Source organism: Streptomyces shenzhenensis, from assembly GCF_021462265.1.
Classification (GTDB): domain Bacteria; phylum Actinomycetota; class Actinomycetes; order Streptomycetales; family Streptomycetaceae; genus Streptomyces; species Streptomyces shenzhenensis.
The window spans coordinates 349,028-367,709 of record NZ_JAJONF010000001.1; the positions used below are offsets into that span (position 1 = coordinate 349,028).

The 18,682-nt window shown below is 62.5% G+C and carries 19 protein-coding genes, 1 tRNA gene and 1 pseudogene; 6 read left to right on the forward strand and 15 right to left on the reverse strand.

Going from position 1 to position 18,682, the window contains the following annotated elements; all coding sequences use genetic code 11:
- Positions 1 to 20: 20 nt before the first annotated feature.
- From LQ326_RS01680 to LQ326_RS01690, 3 genes are all read left to right on the forward strand, one after another.
- Positions 21 to 467 (forward strand): SRPBCC family protein, encoded by a 447-nt coding sequence (locus LQ326_RS01680; protein WP_234531653.1) that lies wholly within the window; start codon positions 21 to 23, stop codon positions 465 to 467.
- Positions 468 to 506: 39 nt separating this feature from the next.
- A tRNA-Val gene (locus LQ326_RS01685) sits at positions 507 to 581 on the forward strand.
- A gap of 187 nt (positions 582 to 768) precedes the next feature.
- Entirely contained in the window at positions 769 to 1,440 is a 672-nt protein-coding gene (locus LQ326_RS01690) for a hypothetical protein (RefSeq protein WP_234531654.1), read from the forward strand.
- An 81-nt stretch (positions 1,441 to 1,521) separates the two neighbouring features.
- On the opposite strand, the pseudogene LQ326_RS48550 reads toward LQ326_RS01690, so the two are convergent.
- The 10 genes and pseudogenes from LQ326_RS48550 to LQ326_RS01740 all read right to left on the reverse strand — a co-directional run.
- Positions 1,522 to 2,328: pseudogene (locus LQ326_RS48550) on the reverse strand (recombinase family protein); the annotation flags it as partial.
- Between the two features lie 91 nt (positions 2,329 to 2,419).
- Complete coding sequence (locus tag LQ326_RS01700) at positions 2,420 to 3,274, reverse strand: replication-relaxation family protein (protein WP_234531656.1); 855 nt, start codon at positions 3,272 to 3,274, stop codon at positions 2,420 to 2,422.
- A 285-nt stretch (positions 3,275 to 3,559) separates the two neighbouring features.
- Positions 3,560 to 5,758: a type IV secretory system conjugative DNA transfer family protein gene (locus tag LQ326_RS01705; RefSeq protein ID WP_234531657.1), complete on the reverse strand. Its 2,199-nt coding sequence runs from the start codon at positions 5,756 to 5,758 to the stop codon at positions 3,560 to 3,562.
- Complete coding sequence (locus LQ326_RS01710) at positions 5,755 to 5,928, reverse strand: hypothetical protein (protein ID WP_234531658.1); 174 nt, start codon at positions 5,926 to 5,928, stop codon at positions 5,755 to 5,757. The genes LQ326_RS01705 and LQ326_RS01710 overlap by 4 nt, the downstream gene beginning before the upstream one ends.
- Positions 5,929 to 6,528 (reverse strand): MT-A70 family methyltransferase, encoded by a 600-nt coding sequence (locus LQ326_RS01715; protein WP_234531659.1) that lies wholly within the window; start codon positions 6,526 to 6,528, stop codon positions 5,929 to 5,931.
- A gap of 412 nt (positions 6,529 to 6,940) precedes the next feature.
- Positions 6,941 to 7,114 carry a hypothetical protein gene (locus LQ326_RS01720; RefSeq protein WP_234531661.1) on the reverse strand — a complete coding sequence of 58 codons (174 nt, stop codon included), beginning with the start codon at positions 7,112 to 7,114 and terminating at the stop codon, positions 6,941 to 6,943.
- Positions 7,115 to 7,155: 41 nt separating this feature from the next.
- Positions 7,156 to 7,311 (reverse strand): hypothetical protein, encoded by a 156-nt coding sequence (locus LQ326_RS01725; RefSeq protein ID WP_234531662.1) that lies wholly within the window; start codon positions 7,309 to 7,311, stop codon positions 7,156 to 7,158.
- Positions 7,308 to 7,517, reverse strand: a complete 210-nt coding sequence (locus LQ326_RS01730; RefSeq protein ID WP_234531663.1) for a hypothetical protein — start codon at positions 7,515 to 7,517, stop codon at positions 7,308 to 7,310. The genes LQ326_RS01725 and LQ326_RS01730 overlap by 4 nt, the downstream gene beginning before the upstream one ends.
- Entirely contained in the window at positions 7,514 to 7,798 is a 285-nt protein-coding gene (locus LQ326_RS01735) for a hypothetical protein (RefSeq protein ID WP_234531664.1), read from the reverse strand. The genes LQ326_RS01730 and LQ326_RS01735 overlap by 4 nt, the downstream gene beginning before the upstream one ends.
- A gap of 212 nt (positions 7,799 to 8,010) precedes the next feature.
- Positions 8,011 to 8,622 (reverse strand): hypothetical protein, encoded by a 612-nt coding sequence (locus LQ326_RS01740; protein WP_234531669.1) that lies wholly within the window; start codon positions 8,620 to 8,622, stop codon positions 8,011 to 8,013.
- Between the two features lie 109 nt (positions 8,623 to 8,731).
- Here LQ326_RS01740 and LQ326_RS01745 point away from each other — a divergent pair, with 109 nt between their 5' ends.
- On the forward strand, positions 8,732 to 11,614 hold the full coding sequence (locus LQ326_RS01745; RefSeq protein ID WP_234531671.1) for an NACHT domain-containing protein: 2,883 nt from the start codon (positions 8,732 to 8,734) through the stop codon (positions 11,612 to 11,614).
- Between the two features lie 96 nt (positions 11,615 to 11,710).
- Here the strand turns inward: LQ326_RS01745 and LQ326_RS01750 are convergent, their stop codons facing one another.
- Together LQ326_RS01750 and LQ326_RS01755 are read right to left on the reverse strand one after the other, a co-directional pair.
- Positions 11,711 to 12,127: an ATP-binding protein gene (locus LQ326_RS01750; protein ID WP_234531672.1), complete on the reverse strand. Its 417-nt coding sequence runs from the start codon at positions 12,125 to 12,127 to the stop codon at positions 11,711 to 11,713.
- Positions 12,124 to 12,483 (reverse strand): hypothetical protein, encoded by a 360-nt coding sequence (locus LQ326_RS01755; RefSeq protein ID WP_234531673.1) that lies wholly within the window; start codon positions 12,481 to 12,483, stop codon positions 12,124 to 12,126. Before LQ326_RS01755 ends, LQ326_RS01750 begins: the two co-directional genes overlap by 4 nt.
- Positions 12,484 to 12,831: 348 nt before the next feature.
- Between LQ326_RS01755 and LQ326_RS01760 the strand changes: the two genes are divergently transcribed.
- A complete protein-coding gene (locus LQ326_RS01760) occupies positions 12,832 to 14,283 on the forward strand; it encodes a helix-turn-helix domain-containing protein (RefSeq protein WP_234531674.1) in 1,452 nt (483 codons plus the stop codon).
- A 3-nt stretch (positions 14,284 to 14,286) separates the two neighbouring features.
- On the opposite strand, the gene LQ326_RS01765 is transcribed toward LQ326_RS01760, so the two are convergent.
- The 3 genes from LQ326_RS01765 to LQ326_RS01775 all read right to left on the reverse strand — a co-directional run bounded on the left by LQ326_RS01765 (position 14,287) and on the right by LQ326_RS01775 (position 17,113).
- Positions 14,287 to 15,108 carry an alpha/beta hydrolase gene (locus LQ326_RS01765; protein ID WP_234531675.1) on the reverse strand — a complete coding sequence of 274 codons (822 nt, stop codon included), beginning with the start codon at positions 15,106 to 15,108 and terminating at the stop codon, positions 14,287 to 14,289.
- 102 nt (positions 15,109 to 15,210) lie between these two features.
- Positions 15,211 to 16,845 carry a hypothetical protein gene (locus tag LQ326_RS01770; RefSeq protein WP_234531676.1) on the reverse strand — a complete coding sequence of 545 codons (1,635 nt, stop codon included), beginning with the start codon at positions 16,843 to 16,845 and terminating at the stop codon, positions 15,211 to 15,213.
- A 7-nt stretch (positions 16,846 to 16,852) separates the two neighbouring features.
- A complete protein-coding gene (locus LQ326_RS01775; protein WP_234531677.1) occupies positions 16,853 to 17,113 on the reverse strand; it encodes a helix-turn-helix domain-containing protein in 261 nt (86 codons plus the stop codon).
- 276 nt (positions 17,114 to 17,389) lie between these two features.
- Here LQ326_RS01775 and LQ326_RS01780 point away from each other — a divergent pair, with 276 nt between their 5' ends.
- Positions 17,390 to 18,487, forward strand: a complete 1,098-nt coding sequence (locus LQ326_RS01780) for a hypothetical protein (RefSeq protein ID WP_234531678.1) — start codon at positions 17,390 to 17,392, stop codon at positions 18,485 to 18,487.
- Positions 18,488 to 18,682: the final 195 nt, after the last annotated feature.

Genomic DNA, 18,682 nt, shown 5'->3' on the forward strand with positions numbered 1-18,682 from the left:
CGCCCGGAAAGACTCCGCCCATGGACTGGACCCACTACCGTTTCCGAAGCCTGTGGCCCCTGCCGGTGCCCCGCACCGCCGTCTTCGCCGCGCTGGAGCGGGTCGAGGACTATCCGCGCTGGTGGCCGCAGGTGCGCTCGGTGAGCCGGCTGAACGACACCACCGGCGTCCTCACCATCCGCTCGGCCCTGCCGTACGACCTCACGTTCACCGCGCGCGAGACGCGACACGACCCGGACGCGGGGGTCCTGGAGGTCGCGATGACCGGTGACATCGAGGGCTGGTCCCGCTGGACGATCACCACCACCGGCACCGGCACCCTCGCCCGCTACGACCAGGCCGTCGACGTGCACAAGGCGCTGCTGCGCCGACTCGCCGTCCCCGGACGGCCGTTCTTCCGTGTCAATCACCGGCTGATGATGCGGGCGGGACGGCGCGGACTGCTCAGGCACCTTGGAGTGGTTTGAACGAGACCCGCCGGTACCTGTATCGTTCTCTGCGTTCCCGGGCGATTAGCTCAGTGGGAGAGCGCTTCGTTCACACCGAAGAGGTCACTGGTTCGAACCCAGTATCGCCCACCATAAGAAGTTCATTGGAACCCGTTACCTTCCAGGGGCCGTCCGCCAGGGCGGCCCCTGTTTGGTGCCTGGCAGCGCCCGCCCCCACCTGGGGAGGGCGCTGTGTGCGTTTGGGGGCACGCACGGCGGCATGGGGGCTACCGGGGGCCGCTGGGCCGTCTGTGGGCTTGGGGCCACTGTTCTGGGCCACGTGCAGGGTGTCGAACGGCTCCTTGAGCTGGTGACCAACCCGCAGCTCGCCGTCCGGTCCCTCATGGATGTACAGGGACTCGAAGAGAGCCTGGTTCAGCTGGCGGCGCTGCTGGTCGTCGCAGCGCTGGTAGAGCGCTTGCGGGTCTTCGAGGAGCTGCAAGCACGTCTCGATGATCTCTGCTGTGACGCTGAGATCCTGGTCGGTGTCCTGCAACCGGGCGGTGAGACGGTCCCGCTGCCGGGTAATCTCCCGCAGCCTGGTCTTGATCTTGCCCTGTGGCAGTGTGCCGTCGGCGGCCAGGTCGATGAGGTTGGTCTCCTTGGTGTCGAGCTCACGAAGCTGTTTGGTGAGCTGGGCATGGAGGAGCTTGGTCGTGCTCTGCTGCTCGTCCAGCATGGCAGCCAGGTCGGCACGCATCGCGCTCGTGAACTCGGGCGTGAACCGGACAGTCGCGTAGTGGGCCTCGACAGCTTCCTCGACCCGCCCGAGCGGGACGTAGGGCAGCTCGCAGGTGTGGCTGTAGCGGCCGGTGCAGAAGAAGTACCGGTATGTGTTGCCGTGCCGGTTGGTGGCCTGGCTCAGGATCATGCGGCGGCGTTCGCCGTGACGACGCAGGCAGGAGCCGCAGAACAGCGAGCCTTTCAGCTCGTGGTGGTGGACACGCCGTAGCTCCTGGGCTTGGGTGCGGCTGTTGGCGATGTCCTGCACCCGGTCGAAGACGTCTTCCGAGATGAGCGGCTTGTGGCGTCCCCGAAACTTCTCGCCCTCGTAGGTGATCCACCCCGTGTAGTAGTCATCCCGGATGACTACGGCCAGGCGGTTCGGCGAGATGCCGCGCTCCGGGTACTTGGCGTTGCGCACCATCCGCAGGCCCCGCTCGTAGAGCTCATCGGCCAGGTCGGCGAGGGTGTACTCGCCGGTGGCGTACAGCTCGAAGGCGGTGCGGATGAGCGGGCCGCGTACTGGGTCGATGATGACGGTCCGGACCCGGCGGTCCTCGATGTGCTCGATTGTGTTGAGGTAGCCGACCGGAGCGCGGGTGATCGTGCCGCCGTTCTTGGCCTTCTGCCCCATCTTGTACTTGACGTCCTCGGCGCTCTGGTTGGAGACGTACTCGTTGACTACGGCGAGAAAGCCGTGGAGCATCCGTCCAGCCGGGGTGTCGTCGATGTTCTTCTCGACGGCGGAGATCAGCTTGACGCCGAGTTGCTCCAGAGCCGCCACCATGATCGCGTCATCCAACCGGTTCCGGGCGAACCGACTCAACATGTAGACGATGACGTAGCGCACGTTGGGGTGTTCGCGCAGGTAGGCGATCATCGCTTGGAACTCAGGGCGCTGGTCGATGGTCCGGGCGGTGCGCCCGGGGTCCACGAACTCGGCGGCCTTGGCGGAGCCAAGCTCGCGGCCTCGCTCCTCAACCTTCTCGCGCTGGGCGGGGAGTGACAGCCCCTCAGGGTTGTAGTCGGTGTTGACCTGTCCCTTGGTAGAGACACGCAAGTACGCTACGTAGTCGTCACCGGTGACCCGTTGAGCAGCCTTTTGCTTTTGCTTCATTCAATTCCTCCTTGTTTCCGGGTATTTGGCAGTCCCATTTTAACTCGGTTATGGCCAATTACCGAGGGCCATTTTGGCTGGCCAAGCCCGTTTAAGGGTTGGCCAGGCCAGCGCTTGTTACGAGTGCCGGGAATTGATCGGTTGTCACCACTTGGAACATTCCAGCGGCCACCGGCTCGCGGAGCCGTGGCTCAGCGGCCAGCGCCGCCCGGATGGCGCTCTGCCGCTTGGTGTCGGGCACGACCCAGACCACGGCCGGGAACAACCCGTGCTCCTGCTGGTGGACTCCCGTCGCGGCGTACTGCTGGTATTGGAGCGCCTTGCGCACGATGACCGGCGCGTGCTCTGTCGCACAATCTGCCTCGATGAACCAGTGGTGCTCAAAGTCCCCGCCGGCGGTGGCCGCGAACAAGTCCGGCTTGAGCCAGGCCCGCGCACCGTGCGCCGACAGGAAGGTGCGCCAAGCCTCCGGCTCGGCTTCCAGCCGGAGCAACTCGATCACCCCCGCACGGGCCAACTCCTGGAGCCGGATTGCCAGGTCGGCGCACGCCAAGGTGTGGGCTATGAAGCTCGGTGACGGTTCGCTGTAGCGCCGTCGTGCTGGGTCGGCATGCCGAGCCCGCAGCAGTCGCTCGCCGCTCGGCCCGAGCTGCCAGGTAATCCCGGAGCTCCCAGCCCGCACGCCCCCAATCCGTCGGCTCAGCCGGGCAATGAGACGTCGCGACTCCAGCCTCGTCAGAACGCGGATGGTCGCCACCGCGGCGGCCATCTCGGTGGCATGCCCGTTGCTGTTGCCGGGTTCTCTGGGCTCTCCCGTGATCGGGAAATGTAGCCGCCGGATGAGTGCGGTGGTCAGTGCGCGGTGTGTCCGCAGTGATTCAAGGATAGATAGGTCACGGTCGGAAAGTAGTTCAAGCAGACTCGTGATGTCATTATTCTTGTTCATTCGTTCTCCCTTCTTTTAAATGTAGGGTTTTCGGGCCGGTCGGCTGTTCAGCCAGGAACGCCGCCGGTTTGAGCAAAGCGGTTCGGGGATCGCTTCGCTGTCCTTCCGGCCTGCCGAGCCGGGGATGCGGATTGGACTACTGAGGACGCAGTCAGTCCCCTCCGGCGGTGGGCTCCCGACCGGTGCTGTCCTGCACGAATGTGCAGAGGATCTCCGTCGTGGACAGAGCAGCGAACAGACGGGCGAAGACACGGGTCAGCCCAGGGCGCTATTCGCGGCCCACGGCTATTCCTCGGCGGGTTTCGTGCGTCGTTTGCGCCCAATCTGCTGCGGTGCAGTGTTGGGCGCTTCCGGTGGCTCGCTGGCGTTTGTCGTCGCCAGCGCCGGGGCGGGCTGCACGGGTGCATAATTGGCTCGTACGACAGCCCGCACCGCTTCGGCGTCGGCAGTGACCGGCGGTGGCGGCAGCGTCCGCACCAGCCCCCAGCCGGAAGGCGCACCGTCGGCGACGAGGTTGGCGTACGCGTGGAAGCGCGGCAAGCTCATGAAGTCCGCAGGTTCCAACTCCGGGGCCAGCTTGTGCGCAATGTCCCGCGCGTCGTCGGCCTCGGTCGCGAACACCACCTTGCTCCGCGCGTTTATGTCCACGGCCGTTCGTAGCTCCGACGGGAACTGGTTGCGGAACTGTGCCGCCAAAAACCACCCTACGGACAAACTTCGCGAGATGGCCAAGGCATCGGCGAGCGAGGTCGGCAGGTGGACGAACCGGGGTGCTTCGTCGACGTACACGGTGCCGGGCCGCAGATGTGCGCCGGGTTCGCTGGCCCGTTCCTGCACGGCCTGCCAGACCTCCGCGATGACCAAGCTGCCGAGCAGACTCGCCGTCCCTCCTCCCACCAAGCCCTCATTGAGAGGGACGAGTACGACCTTGTTGGTGCGGAAAACGTCGCGCAGCCGAAACTTCCCCGACCGCTGGTCGAGCATCCGTACCACCGCTGGCCGCAGCAGGAACTGTCGTAGTTTGTTCATGGGGGCTGCCAGGATGGCGGCCTGGTTGGCCGGAGCGAGATCGTCGTACCACGCCCAGAACCCAGCCAGGGCGAGGTCGCCTTGCACGCGGCCGACGAATGGCCTCCGGAACGCCGGGTCGGTGAACAGCCGGGGCAAATCCACGAGGCTCACTGGCTGGTTCGGTCGACTTCCTCGGGCAAGCGTTCGAAGACCTGCTGAAAGGATGTCGGCAGTCCTCGGACCGAAGCCGTCTGCGAACACTGCCGCGAACACGGCCAAGATCCCGTCGGCGACTACATCCGGGTCGCGATGGCCAACATCCAGGGGGTTGAACCCAGTTGGCGAGGCGTCGGCGGCGTTCAGCTCCACGATCCGGTCGACCTGGTCGGCAGGCACCCGCGCCAATATGTCGTCAATGAGCTGCTGTTTCGGGTCAAGTACGACCACCGGGCGGCCAGCCGAGATATCTGCCAGGATGAGACGCAAAAGTACATTTGTCTTCCCAGATCCGCTCGGGCCGTAGGCCACGCCGTGCATGGTCTGATCTTTGGCCGATACGCCGAGTAGCCGGTCACCGTCGCCTGGAGCCGCGCTCTGGGCGAAGACCCGCTCACCCTGGTGGACTCGTGCCGATGCGCGCAGCGGCTTCGGGTGCAGCGGCGGCAGTCCGGGCAACTCCTCGTCGCCCAAGGGCCAGGCTAGGAGCCCAGCGATCTCCGGCACCGACAACTTGAGCGGCCACAGCCATGGCCGACGCCCCTCGTTGAGGCGCTCCGCGCTGTCGTGGACGAGCCGGATGCGCGTACCCGGCCCCTGAGCCACGGTCAGGCCGGACAAGACACCGAGGAGCAGTGCGGTTCGCCGCTGCTGCGTGGCAGCCGCCGCACCAGCGCGGATGATCGCCTGGAAACCCGGGTGCTCGACCCGTCGTCTGACGCGACCCCGAAGCTCCGCCCCCGCCGGCCTGGTGCCGATCAGGGCTTGCCGCAGGAGGGGAAGGCTCGGGTCGGGCAGGTCTGTGGGCAGGACACTCGGCAGAACTCGGGGCCCGAGCACGAGCTGCACTACGAGTGCCTCGTCCTCCGCCAGGGGCACGGCCAGTGCCGAAAGCACCGCCCGGGAGACGTTCTCGGGTGCGTCCATGCTCAGCGGAAGATATGCGGGACGAACCCGCAGGCGCCCCGCTGCTGTTACCGGCGGACGAGTTGGAGGCTGTGCCGGGTCGTCTTCGAGCAAGGAGCCAGGCAGGAAGTGCCCGAGCAGATGTCCCAGCCGCGCCATATCTACCGGGCGCGCACCGAGCAAGTAGCGCACGTGTCTACCGCTTTCGGCGCGAAGTTCAAGCACGAGGTGCCCCGTCTGTCGATCCGACGCCAGCCGGCCCAAGAGGGCGAGCACGGCGTCAGCGTCGAGCGGGCGCGGCAGGTGCAGCCGGGCAAACTGCAAGTCTTTGCCCGTAGTAGCAGCGGTCATCCGCGAACACCTTCCTCGGGTTCAACGGCATCCGCGGTGCGCTGTTGTTCGGCGAGCACCACCGCCAGCAGAGCCTTCGCGAGCTTCCGCACGTCGGTCGGTTCCCGGCGTACGCCAACCACGACGAACCGGCGTTCCGGCCGCTGGCTGCGTGATCTTCGTGGGGTCATCTACCGCCCCCTTTCGGTGGGGGCGTGGCGGTGATCACTGGGAACCGGGTAGCCCGGGATGCAGATGTCCGACTCCACCTCGTTGCCCCAGATTGACCACCCTCGGGTGCTCGGGGGACGCCTGCGGGCGAATAGCTCGATGTATGGGCCATCTGACAGTCGCTCAATGAGCGGGTACTGCTCGTCGGGTTTCACCGAGTGCGCTGCCACGGGGGCGTTGAACCAGGTCGGCTGCGACTTGAACTTGACCGGAGCCTTGCCACGCGTGCAGAACAGCACATGCTCGGAAGCATTTCGGAGCGTGCTGCCCAGACCGAGGCGGAACTTCACCCAGGTCAAGATCGACCGGGGCGTGAAGCCCCAAGCCTCGGCTACGTCGTACCCGTCACGGAGTGAGCTATTTGTGACCCAAAGCCACAAATGACTGTTTTCTTCCGCCAGGTCGGCCACAGGCATGGCCTTGATGCGTTCGAGGCTCATGAGCCGGTAGTGCCGCTCTGCCCCCTTTCTCCCGGACTGCTGGTGATCCCATGGGGGATCCGCCAAGATGGTCCGAAACCGGGCGGGGATCTCCCGCCTTGTTGTTGCATTTTCCGTCACGTGCTTTGTTTCCTCCTTTCCTTGGCTCCGGTCGGCAGGCCGCCCCGGAGCTATGTATACATTTAGGACATGGAGATGATCTTGAAAATCGTCTACTCGCTCGAAAATTCGCCCGAACTTGCAGGCGAGCACACGATTAGCACCATCTGTTGGTGCGCTCGTTTTGCGCACAGGTCGGGCAGTGAGAAAGTCGAAGTGCTATTCACAACGACACTGTGTCTCAGCCCGACTTACCACTGCCGCCGATGACGTACGAACCGCCAAATACCCAGCCCGATCGCCGCAGGTATGAGAAGCGGCAACATCGGCGCGAGGAGATCGAATATCCACCGCGCCACAAACGCCGTAATGAGAAACAGCGCCAACACGTTTGCGTAGCGCTGTTTCCACCCATCGAACGGGCCGCCACGGTTCACGCCGGGCGGTACTCCTCGTGCGCCGTGGAGTTTTCGAACTCGCTCACGCTGTCCAGCGCTGCCCGCAGCCGTGTTTTCGCGTCCTGCTTGCGCTGTTTCTCCTCGTTGTAGGCTGCTGAGAAAGCTTCCTGAAAGGCGTCGGTCAGCTTCGTGATGCTGCTCGTTTTCATGAACCCATGCGGAACGGTGACCGCTGTGTGTGTTGCCGAGTTCACTCCGGTTTTCCCCTCTTCTTGCTCATGGCGTCGTACGCCTTGCTGAGGTGGTATCCCACCTCGTTGTTCTGTCGGTCTCGCATCCATTGTTGGATGCGGCCGACGACGTATGCCCCGGCGACAACCGCCGGAACTATGAGGTCGTGCTTCACTGACCGCCTTTCTGGTAGACAATGCGTCGCATCTGTTCTTCAGACCTGCGACGCTGGGCTGCAATTTCGCTCATGACTTGTTGCTGTCGCAGACCGAGCAGCACACCCGCGCGCCACTGACGGCGTGCGTTTTGCTTGGCGATGACGACCGACCGGGCGCCCCAGCCGGCCACCACCCCGACCACGAGCAGCAGAGCGGCAGTCATCCGCTCATCCGCTGACCGAAGCGCCGCACCTGCTGCGCGATGGACATCGCGGCAGAATTGGCAATCATGGCCAGGGCTTCCGCTGCATCCGGGCACTGCTGCTCAAGCACTGCTTGTGTCTGCTTGAGGAACAGCACCTCGCTCATGCCGTACTCTGCGGTTGCCGATACGGCCCTCATGGCGACTTGTTCGGCAAGCGTCGCTTCGGAAGCCGAAGCGACAATGTGTCGCGCCCTACGCGACGTAGGTGGAAGCGCATTGCGCCTCATGATCTCGCTCAAGGGCGAGACCTCCCTTCACTCTGTTGAGTTCTCAATATGCAAGCCATTCCCAGGGCCTTCACATTTGTTGTGCGTGCCTTGGGTGGCGATGAGAGAACCAAATCAGAACGAAGGAGGACAGGTCCAGAAAAAGACCGTCTACTGCCACTGGCAACAAGAAATGGCCAGTCCAGAGGACTGGCAGCAAGAAATCCTGCCGGTGGCAAGAAGAGCTAGCGAACCTGCGGCTCATCGCTGGCGTCTAGGAGCTCGACGAAGTGCTTGAGTGCGAGCTCGCCTGCATGACGGAATGGGTAGTGAAGGTCTATTCCTTGCTCGGCAGACCGATACGCCTGATCTAGGCGCACAGCGTCTTCACGAGTAAGAGCCCAGCGCTCAGTCAAATCAGGGGCGTCCGGCTTAAATTCGTCGCGCGCCTCTCGGCGTACAATCTTGTCTGGGTCGCGGATTAACCGATCCCAGAGGTCCATCCCTGCGTCGTAGTCAACACGAGCAAGCTCTCTGGGGCACAGCCTGGCGACCTGTAGTCGATCTTTCACATGTGGGCTCGCTGCAAATGTCTCATAGACTAGCTTTGCCCGGTCAAGGCTACGGGACGGTAAGAAATCAAGGTACTCACTGGTCAAGGATTCTATGGAATTTCCCTTCCGCTGAGACTCGAACGCATCAAAGGCTGATGTAATTTCGCCGCTGCCTATATCCTCATCGTGTTCGTTCACTGCGACACGATGGAGTGCCACAAATTCTGACGGATCCAGGGAATCAAACGCTGCGAAGTATCGCTCGTTCTCACTCCCCTCATATCTTTGATTTGATTCGCTCATATGTTCTATATTTAGGCATATTCAAGATCATTTTTCAAGCGCGAAGTGAGCGCCACGTGCAGTGGTTGCAGTTCAGGTATCATCTGGGCCAGGATGAAGGGACGGTGTTGTGGCAGAAGATCAGTTCTTTTTAACTGAACGCTTCCAGGCGCTAAGCCGTGATGGCGGTCTCCAGCGAGACAAAGAAGTCATCCTAGCGGCGCTTGGTCAAGAGCTCTGTCAGTTGTGGGGTATATCCACGGACGATGGCATCAAGGTCATCCAGGGCACGATAGTGGCACGCTTGAGAGACCTATTTAGGGAATTCTCGTATAGGCCGCGAGGGATCACGGTCGAGCAGTTCAAACTCTCTCTAGAGGTTAGCTACCACTTCAAGCAAATGCCCGACGATGTAGAGGAAGACAGGGATGCTCGCCAAGAGTGGTATGAAACATATTTAAGGAAGCGCGGGGTTAAGAAAGGGGGCGCGGCCCGGACCCAACGCGAGTGGGTTGATCAGTTCGCTGCTTGGGCGGCCGAGCAGCTAGAACCCCGCCGCCTCGAACTCGCTGCCCAGAGTGCAGAACGAGCCCAGCAGGTCAGACAATCGCAACTTGAGGTATCAGGCGAGCCGCAAAGTCTCACCGAGGCCCCAACCCTCACCACCGAACTCCGCGACCTCCTCGCAGCCCAAGTCGCAGCCGCTGCCGAAATCGGCCTTTCAGACCCGCTGACCACCAGACCGTCAGCCGCCGCATGCTACGTCGAGCTTTCTGTACGCCCGCCAAAAGATTCCTCGTTTCGCGAAGAAATGTCGCTGCGCGCTCTCCTCAAACAGCATGGTCACATCGGGATCCGAGGCGAGGCCGGTTCCGGAAAGTCAACGCTGGCCAAACAGACTGTTGCCCGCATGAGCCGGGAACTCCTGGCGGGCGATCACATTCCCGCCGGCACCTGGCTACCGCTCTATGTCCCGGCTCGATTGTTGGCCGGTCCGGGTGGTTTCGCTGAAAGGGTGGCCTCGGCCCTAGCGGAACATCTTGCGGGGTTGCTCATGGAATCGCCAGCAGCGACCTTGTTCGTTGAGCCGCCATCAGGTGCGCAAGGCTGGCTCGTCTTCGTGGACGGTACAGATGAACTGGCCAAGGGCAATGCACGCAGCAGTCTCGTAGCTGCCCTGAACCACCAAAGTGCATCCGCACGCTTCCGCTTCGTCGTCCTCGGCCGCAGTATCGAACCCGGACTCGCCATGCTAGATCTCAAAACGTATGAGATCGCTCCCTTTGACGACTGGCAGCTCTCCGAGTTCTGCCGTGGCTGGATGCGTGCGCATAACGTGAGTGAAGCCAAGGCTCACCAGGTCTTGCAACAGGCCAGAAACAGTGGCATCTACGATCTGCTGAAGAACCCACTTCTCGCCACCATGCTTTGCCAGGTCCACGCGCAAAAACCTGGCAGCGAAATCCCGCATAGCTTGCTTGGGCTGTACGAGAGCTTTGTGAGGCACTTGCTATTCAAGCGCCCTGGGCAAGCTGAAATTCGCCGCCAGATGAAAACGGTACTGGAGCAGTACGGGACGCTGGGAGATCAATTGACTTCCTGGCTTTATGACAATCGGAGAAGCGTCTGCACGCGCGTCGCCCAGCACGTTGTCAAGGGTTTCAGGGAGGAGTTGCTCGAAACTGCAACGGAATACGTAAAGGAGTCCTTCGCGGGCTTTGGTAGCTGCTCTGACATCGCGGACGCCATCGACTGGCAACCACTCATGCACGACCTACTCCTGAGCACCGGCTTCTTCGTGCAACGTGGCCCCGAACTCGCCGTCATGCAACGCTCACTCATGGAATACCTGGCTTCCGAAAAGGAAGATACTGAGGAAGTCTCGATCTACATCGACGAGCCCGGCGAATGGTATCTGTTCCAGATGGGCGATGACCTCGATAACTTCACCAACCTCTGTTTGCTCCGCTGGGCGAAGTCGAGCGCAGCAGAAGAAGCCAACATTGCGAAAAGGCTCATTCGCAACCTGCTCGGTCCGCGGTCGGAGTACGCTCGGAAGACGTACCCGATCGTCCAACACGCCGTAGCGGAACTGCTGTCATACTCGGACGTCCCTCTGGACAACGAGATGGTCGGTCACATCACGGATTTCTACAGTGGCCCGCACAAAATCCTGAGCGACGAGGAATACCTGATCGGGCTCGGTAGCTTCTACCGAGGGTTTGGCTTCGACCCTGATGGGCTGGAGCAGGACGTGAACGCCATTCTTGGTCGGCTGGGGGTGAAGTATGGGCCGATTGCGGATTTGCTGTTCAGGCGAACTGCCGCAGGCGAAATTTGGTCTCCTGCAATCCTGGATGGCCTTGCCTGGCTCTGGCGGACCAAACATCAGAGCTATGTGGAACAGGAACTTTGTGCCTTTCTTGCTGGCGAGGCACCGCGCAAGTGGCTCGACGCTGGAGACGTATACCTTGATATTGGAAACGTGGGCATGGCTCTTGAAGCGGCCCGGCGTCAGTATTTGACTCCCGAACACCTCTGGCGGTCAGCAGATTTGTTGCTTCGGTGCGGTGAACTGGATGAAGCACAGCGAAGACTGTCCGAGGCATTCCAGGCTTGTTCTGGCTGGGAAATGCGTTGCTTCATTGCCAGGACCGTTGCCAGATTTGGCGAATCGAAAACGGCTGAGCAAATGTTGAACTCGGCGTTGCAAGCCCAGCCGTTGCGGGAACGGGGGCTGGAAGCGCAAATTGAGCTCAGGACTTTTGGATTTTCGGAACTTGCCGAAAGAGAGCTTCGTCTTATTTTGACAGGTGGGCATTACCACAGGAATGACTCACGGAGAGTCAGCGGTCTCCAGCAGTCTCACTTTGGCCCGAGCAGGCTAGAAGAATGTATGCATGCTCCTGGGTGCCGGGCTATGCAACGCGAAATGTTCTCAGCTGACTTCAACTCTCGGTCGGTATCTGAAGTGACGACTTCGTGGAACTTTATTCGAGACTACCTGGTGTAGTTGGATAAACGCTATGACTCGTCACATATCTAGTCGAGGCACACAAAACCGGCCCCCGTCCTCAAGACGGGGGCCGACGCCTACGTGCTGCTCCACTCACCCCAGCCCAATCGAACACCACACCACCTTGCCGCCCGTCGGCACAAAGTAGTAGCTCCACTCCTTCGTAATGCGTTCCAAGATCAGCAGCCCCCGCCCGTTCTCAGCGCCAGCCACAGGCGACGCATTGAGCACCGGCGGCCGGGGATCGGGGTCGGCCACCCAGATGAGGAGCCGATGCGGCTCCTTGTGCAGGGTCAGCCGGATGCGCGGCGGTACGGCATCGAGCGACACGTTGCCGACGCAGCGCACGGCGTTGGTGACCAACTCCGAGACCGCCAACTGGGCGTCGTCAATGCGGTCGTCGGGCAAGCGCCAGGCGGACAAGACATCTCTTGTGTGGCGACGACCCCATCGCACAGCGTCGGCCTGGGCAGCAAGCTCCAACTCGCTCGTATAGGGGGAGGCGTTCACGGCCGCGCCTCCTGTTCGGGAGCGGCGGTCGCTTCGAGCGGCGCGGCGAGCCACAGTGTGCCGCCAATCTCCCGCTCGACATCGTCCTTCATGAGCTCGGCCAAGACCGGGATCGTGTGCAGGTGTTCCGGCGAGGGCATGACGACGTGGCGTACGTTCTTCCCGTGGCAGTGGACCACGACTTCGTGCCACGCCTTGAGCTGCTGCCACTGGGCCTCGATGAACACGTCGGCGAGCACCAATCCGTGCGCTTCGGCGAAGGCCACCAGGTCGCGGTGGAGACGCAGAACGTCGTCTATCCCGAGCCCTGGCAGCACGCGGAGGTAGCCGTAGGCCAGTCGGGGTGTTGTGGGCATCGCGTCGGCTCCTTGCCGCCCCGTGTCGGCTGGGGGATAAACGGGGCCTCCCGAGCCTGGTGGGGGCCAGTTGGCGGGCCAACTACGGCCACGCATGGGGACATATACGTCCGGCGTATTGCCCCCGGGGGCCGCGTATGGCAATACGCTGGGTAGGCATGGCCAGGGGGCACCAAGGGCGGGAGCGGCGGCAACATGGCACCACAGCAAGCGGCCCGCTACTGCCAGTGCGGTACACGGCTGGCCAGGGACAACGCCGGAGATCGGTGTGGGGCCTGCGTCCGCCAGAAGCGCCAGTCAGCCGGCCAACCGCCCGTTCTCCCTGCCGAGTTCTGGGAGCACCCACAGTTGCGCGAAGCTTTGGAGAGCTGGCACTTCGGCCAGGTGCTCTACGCCTACCGCACCCATCCGCACCACAGACGAGCTCTGTCGCAAGGAGCCGTCGCCGACTGGCTCGGCGTGACCCAGGCCCAGCTCAGCCGGATCGAGAACGGAGCGGCCCCGCAGGACCTCTCGAAGCTCATGCAATGGGCGCATAGCTTGAAGATCCCGGCCGACTTACTGTGGTTCAAGCTGCCAGGCAGCGAACGTCAGTTCGCGGCTCCTGCCACTCCGCGGGGCGAGGCCGACCACCAGAAGCCCGAGGAACCACCCAACACTCCGGCTTCGGTGCTGCTTCCAGTCATGGTGAACGGACAACCCGTCTTCGTACCCGTCGACGCGGAAGCGCTCGCGGCCAACGGCCTTGGCAGCCTGTCGGCACTCCCGGCCGACAGCACTACCGCCACGGAATTCGAGGCCATGAGTCCGCTCCACCGTCGAACGCTCCTCAGCGGCATCGCCGCTGCCGCTCTCCCCGGTCGGGGGCTGGAAGAACTTCAGCGCGTGGCAACCGCTCTGGAAGAATCCCGCCGCTACCAGGGCGGCCCTGTCGTCGACTACTTCTGCACGCAGCTCGACCACGCCAAGCGTGACGACGGCAGCCTCGGCCCGAAGAAGATCCTGCCGGTGGTGCTCGGACTGCTGGGAGCCATCGAGCAGCATGCCCGGGACGTGAAGCCAAAAATCCGCCGTGAGCTGATGTCTGTCGGGGCCGACGGGGCGGAGTTCGCCGGGTGGCTGTACCGGGATATCCACCAGCCCGGACAGGCTGGATTTTGGTACGACCGAGCTATGGAGTGGGCGCAGGAAGCCGACGACCCGGCTATGCAGGGGTACGTCCTGCTCAAGAAGTCCCAAATGGCGTACGACGACCGCGACGCCTTGCGGGTACTCACCCTGGCCCAAGCAGGGAGCCACGAGCGGTGGCGCCTGCCGGCGCGGGTGCGAGCCGAGGTCACCCAGCAAGAAGCACTCGGCTTGGCCATGACTGGTGAACCGCTGGACGCCGTTAAGCAGAAGCTCGACGAGGCGCACGGACTGTTGACCGCCGTGCCCAGCGACGACCCATCGCCCCTGGGGGCGTACTTCACCGAGGACACCCTCATGCTCCGCAATGCCGTCACCTACGCCGAGGCCGGGAAGCCAGGTCTCGCGGTGGAACTGTTCGGTGAGGCGATCGGGGCAGGGACGCTGTCGCGCCGTGACACGGGGTTCTTCAATGCCCGCCGTGCCGCTGCGGTGGCGCTGTGCGGTGAGCCCGACGAAGCTGCCCAGCTCGGCCGCGAATCTGCTCAGGTCGCCCACACAATGAAGTCGGAGCGAACCCTGCGCGTGCTCTCCGAGGTGCTGCACACCTTGGGCCGCTGGAGCAGCCGGCCTGCGGTACGAGACTTCCGCGAGGCTCTTCACGCCTCCTGACGGTCAGAGCGGTGTCGTTACCCACTCGGCCACGGTACGGATGACGAACGCCTGCCACTCCTGGCTCTGGGGATCGAGGTACTGCGGGTCGTCGTGCACCGCGAAGCCGTGCTGCGAGCCCTCGATCTCAATGAGCTTGCACGGACCGCCGAACTGCTCGACCGCTGCCCGTGATGACTCGATGGGCACAAACGTGTCCTTGGTGCCGTGCACGATGAGCGTCGGGGCTTGGACGTCGCCGAGCGCCTCATGGGGGCGGATCCAAAACACCTCGTTGAAGATGGGCCGTCCGTGCTTCAGGGTCGGTGTGAACTGGATGAAGCCCTCCGACGCCAACTGCTGTGCGGCTTCCTCCTGGAGGTAGTCGTTCTCCCAATACGCCCGGCTGTCGATAGTCCGCTTCTTGTAGTCGAGCTGGGGGTTGAAGAGCACCAGGCGGGAGAGGTCGTCTGGACGCTGCGCGGCGTAGTACGCGCAGATTCCACCGCCGAAGCTGGCACCAAGCAGGGTGACGTCCTCAGCCCCGGTGGCCTCACGGACATATGCCAGCACAACCCGGATGTCGTTCAGGATGGCCGACAGCGTGAGGTCTTCCTGGCGACCCTCGCTCTGCCCGTGGCCGCGGAGGTCGAAGCGCAAGCTAGCAACACTCGCCTCGGCCAGGCCAGCCGCCAGCCGTGTGAAGAAGCCACCCTCTTCGCGGGTGACCCCTCCACCGTGGACGAGCACGATGGCCCGAGAGGTTGGCTGTCCTGGTTCGACCAAGGTGCCGGCGAGGTGGAGACCGTCGAGGGTGCGGACTGTCACTTCCGCGGTGGTGGGCATGGGGCAAGCGTAGAGCCGCTGCCAGTCGATCCAACAGAGTGCACGCTTACAGCAACTCGGCGATAGTGACGTTTCTTTACCAGCCCCAGTATGTGGAGCCGTCTATGTCTCTGGCTTGAAAATAGCGATCGTCACAGAGGGGTCAGGACCCGGTTTAAGCGCTACCGTGACTTTTGTATCGGGTGTAGCTTCATCAGGGATCTCGGGCCATGTTGCCACACGTACGGTAGCGAGGGTCTTTCTGGTTACGCCTAGCATATAGGTGTTGTCGCCGAGCTTAACGAGTAGAGGTTCGTTGAGCCAGACGTCTCGCGCTTCTCTGTCTTTCTCTAGCTGTTGCATGTCTGGCGAGGACAAACCTTCTACCGTTACTTCGAGGTTCAGTTCGGACCACTGACCTGTGGCCGTATTGTTAGTGAGAAAGGCATGGGCATCTCCGAGTGCATCCACTTCCTCAGTGGTGAGCGTCTTGGGCATGGGGAAGTAGACGCCGCTGATTCGCTGAATATCGGCAAGTAGAAGTAGAAATTTGTACGGTAGAGCGTAGCCATCTGTGCCGGACTCGGGAATATCGATTGGCGGGCCAATCTCTTGTCCGTTCACTTCCATCACGAAGTAGCGTTCAGGTTTCATCTCCCGAAGGAAATTGACGGTAGGCAGGAGCGTCCCGGGGAGGCAGCCGTCGGGCTGATGGTAATCGTAGTGCAGCTTGATCCTGCTGGTAACAGTGTCAAAGCGCGCAGTCACCTTGATTGTGGAGTTGAGGTCAACTAGTGTGAGCACACCGCCTCGCAAGCCAACTGTGCTTTCAAGCGCCTTGAGCGGAAGCTGTGCTACGACGAATCCGCGCTCATCCTGAATTCGGAGTACTACGCGGAGCTCTTGAGGTGGTGTGTTGATGGCCGCACCGATACGGAGTTCGCCACCTTCGTAGGTGCCGCCGAAGCCAGCAGGAGCATTGATCTGCACATGCTTTACGTACTCCCCGGGTACGACGGTCGCCGTGCCGTAGTTGAAAGTGTCATGGACTGCCTGCGCTACCTTCCTCCCTTCTTCGGTTTCGGGAAACTGGAAGGCTCCGCCCATCGTGATAGGGCGATCCCTCTCGGCTCCGGGATAGCGCGGTGCGACTGTGATCTTTACGGACCCGTCCGGATGAGCCTCGAAACCAAATGAGTAGTGCGGATCCAGAGAGTTGAGGCGATCTTTGAGCGTGCGTACACGAGCTGCTAGGTCAGTAACACCACGGGTGAGGGCAGCTTGCTCTTGGTTGATCTCCCGCATCATGCTAACGATCTCGTCGTTGCTGCCTTCTAGGTAGTAACGCGGAAGCTCCGGGTAGGAGGCCATCTGGCTGTCGAGCCAATCCTTCCCACGCCAGACGCATGGGAAGGGATACTTAGCAGTCAAATCGTTGAACCACTTGAGTTCGCCATCGGTGTGATTGATGGGAACCACCAGGTGCCAGGCTACTGGGTTGTGTTTGGCGGCATTGTTGAGAGAGTTCTTGACTTGCCTCCTTCTGCCCGACTTCTCGTCCAGGCGTCCGGTGAAGCTCTTCAACTCGAAGATTTCCAAGCCAGTAGGCAGGGGAAGCTGAACATCGCGGCCGTCATCGCCACCGGATCCATCAATACGTTGTGCCTGTGGATGGAGACGACTGATGAGGACGGAGACCATGTCTTCGTAAACGGTGGATCCGAGCCGCTCGTCGGTCCAGTCGACCCTGTTTTTCATACCACCCTCAGTCTTTGTCGCTCTCGTCGCCCCCTGGCGACTTCAACCCCCGCACCAGCTCTGCGGGATCCACGCCGAGCGCCTCGGCCAGCTTCAGGATGTTGTGCAAGCTGACGTTGCGCTGACCACGCTCGACCTGCCCGATGAACGTCCAGTGCATGCCGCTGTCGTCGGCGAGGCGTTCTTGGCTCTTGCCGAGTTCGTTCCTGCGGGCGCGTACCCGGGCTCCGAAGGTCTGGGCGGCGTCTGAGATGGGCTGTTTTGCCATGGCAAGCCCTAGCTCATATGTCCCAAGCCTCAAGATCCAGAGACTATGTATCCCAACTCTCTGCATCCCATGACTATGTGTCCTATGCTGCCTCGCGTAGGCAGTTCTCGGAAGCAGAGGAGGTGGTGGTCATGGCGCACGGCAACGGTGGTGGCGGCGGTACCGGCGGCGGATAGCCCCGCACCCTGGAGACCCCGGCTCGCACCCTTTGCGGCCCGGGGTCTTCCTGCGCTCGGCATTGGAGCTGAGCTGCACATTTGTTACAATTGATCTTGTATGCAGAGCCCGCTACAACGTCTCTACCGCACCAAGCTCGCACTCCTCGCCACCGTCGCAACGGTTGTCGGCATTGCCTTCATGGTCTTAGCGCACTGGGCCGCTGGCCATGCGGGTTGGAGCTGGCTCAACGACCTTCCCGTGTTGGATGTCGGGTCGGCCCTGTTCACTACGGGCCTGATCGCCATCTTCTTCGAGTACATCGACCAGGCCGACGCCGAAGTCCGGGCCAACCAGCGTCTCCGCAAGGTGCTCTCGGAGGAGGCTCCTGCCATCCGTGACGCGGTGGTCGACGGCTTCGCCTTCGCGCCGGAGGCCCTGACGAACGTGGCGTCCCCGAAGACACTCGACCGGATCGTCGAGAACTGCCTGTCCATCCGGCTCGGTGACAACGAACTGGCGGCTGACGCCTACCAGGACCTCCGGAAGCAGATCATCGGAGCCAAGCAGCGATGGGAGGACGCCCGCGTTGCGGTATCGCTCGCGCCCTGGGCCAAGGGGCCGGCGGAGGGCCGAGGCGCGATGTTCGTCGCCACCATCCGGTGGGAGTACCGCTTCGTGCCGTCGAGCCCAGTGCTCCGCTTCTCCTGTGTCTCCGACCTGGACACCTACCGGGAACTTCTGACCGACCCGGCGTCTACGGCGACGTGGTACTTCGAGCCTGTTCACGGCCTCGATGCGTCGTCGCCCGAGGTATTCGAGCTCGTGCAGGTCGCCGTGAACGGCAAGTCGCAGAAGATCCGGCGCAGCGTCCGCAAGGAGGGCCAGGTCTGCACCGTGGGCCTCGGCGGTGACGTGAAGACCGGGGAGCCGGTCACCGTCTCGTATGCCTACCGCGTGCTCGTGCAGCAGCACGGACATGTCCTACACCTCGACCTCGCGCAGCCGACCAAGGACTTCAGGGCTGAACTCTGGTACGGCGATTGCGGTATCCGCTACATGAACGTCTTGGACTACCTCTCTGGTCCGCGCCAGCCACGGTACACCGCACTTGCTGCGTCCGATCCGTCACCGAGCGTCGAAGTTGCTTACGAGGGCTGGACGTTCCCCAAGGGCGGGGTGGCGTTCGTGTGGGTGCTGGAGGGGGAACTGTCGTGATCGACTTGCTGATAGAAGCCAAGCCCCTGGGGGATGCGCGCCAACCGCATCCTCTGTCAGTACTCAGCGATATCGTTGAGGCACTCGCTTGGAGTATCACCACTAGTGACACTGCTGTCACGCACTGGCATGCGAAGGATGGACGCCGAAGGATGGACAGGTCACGCGTACACCTCACCGCGGAATTGCGGTCAG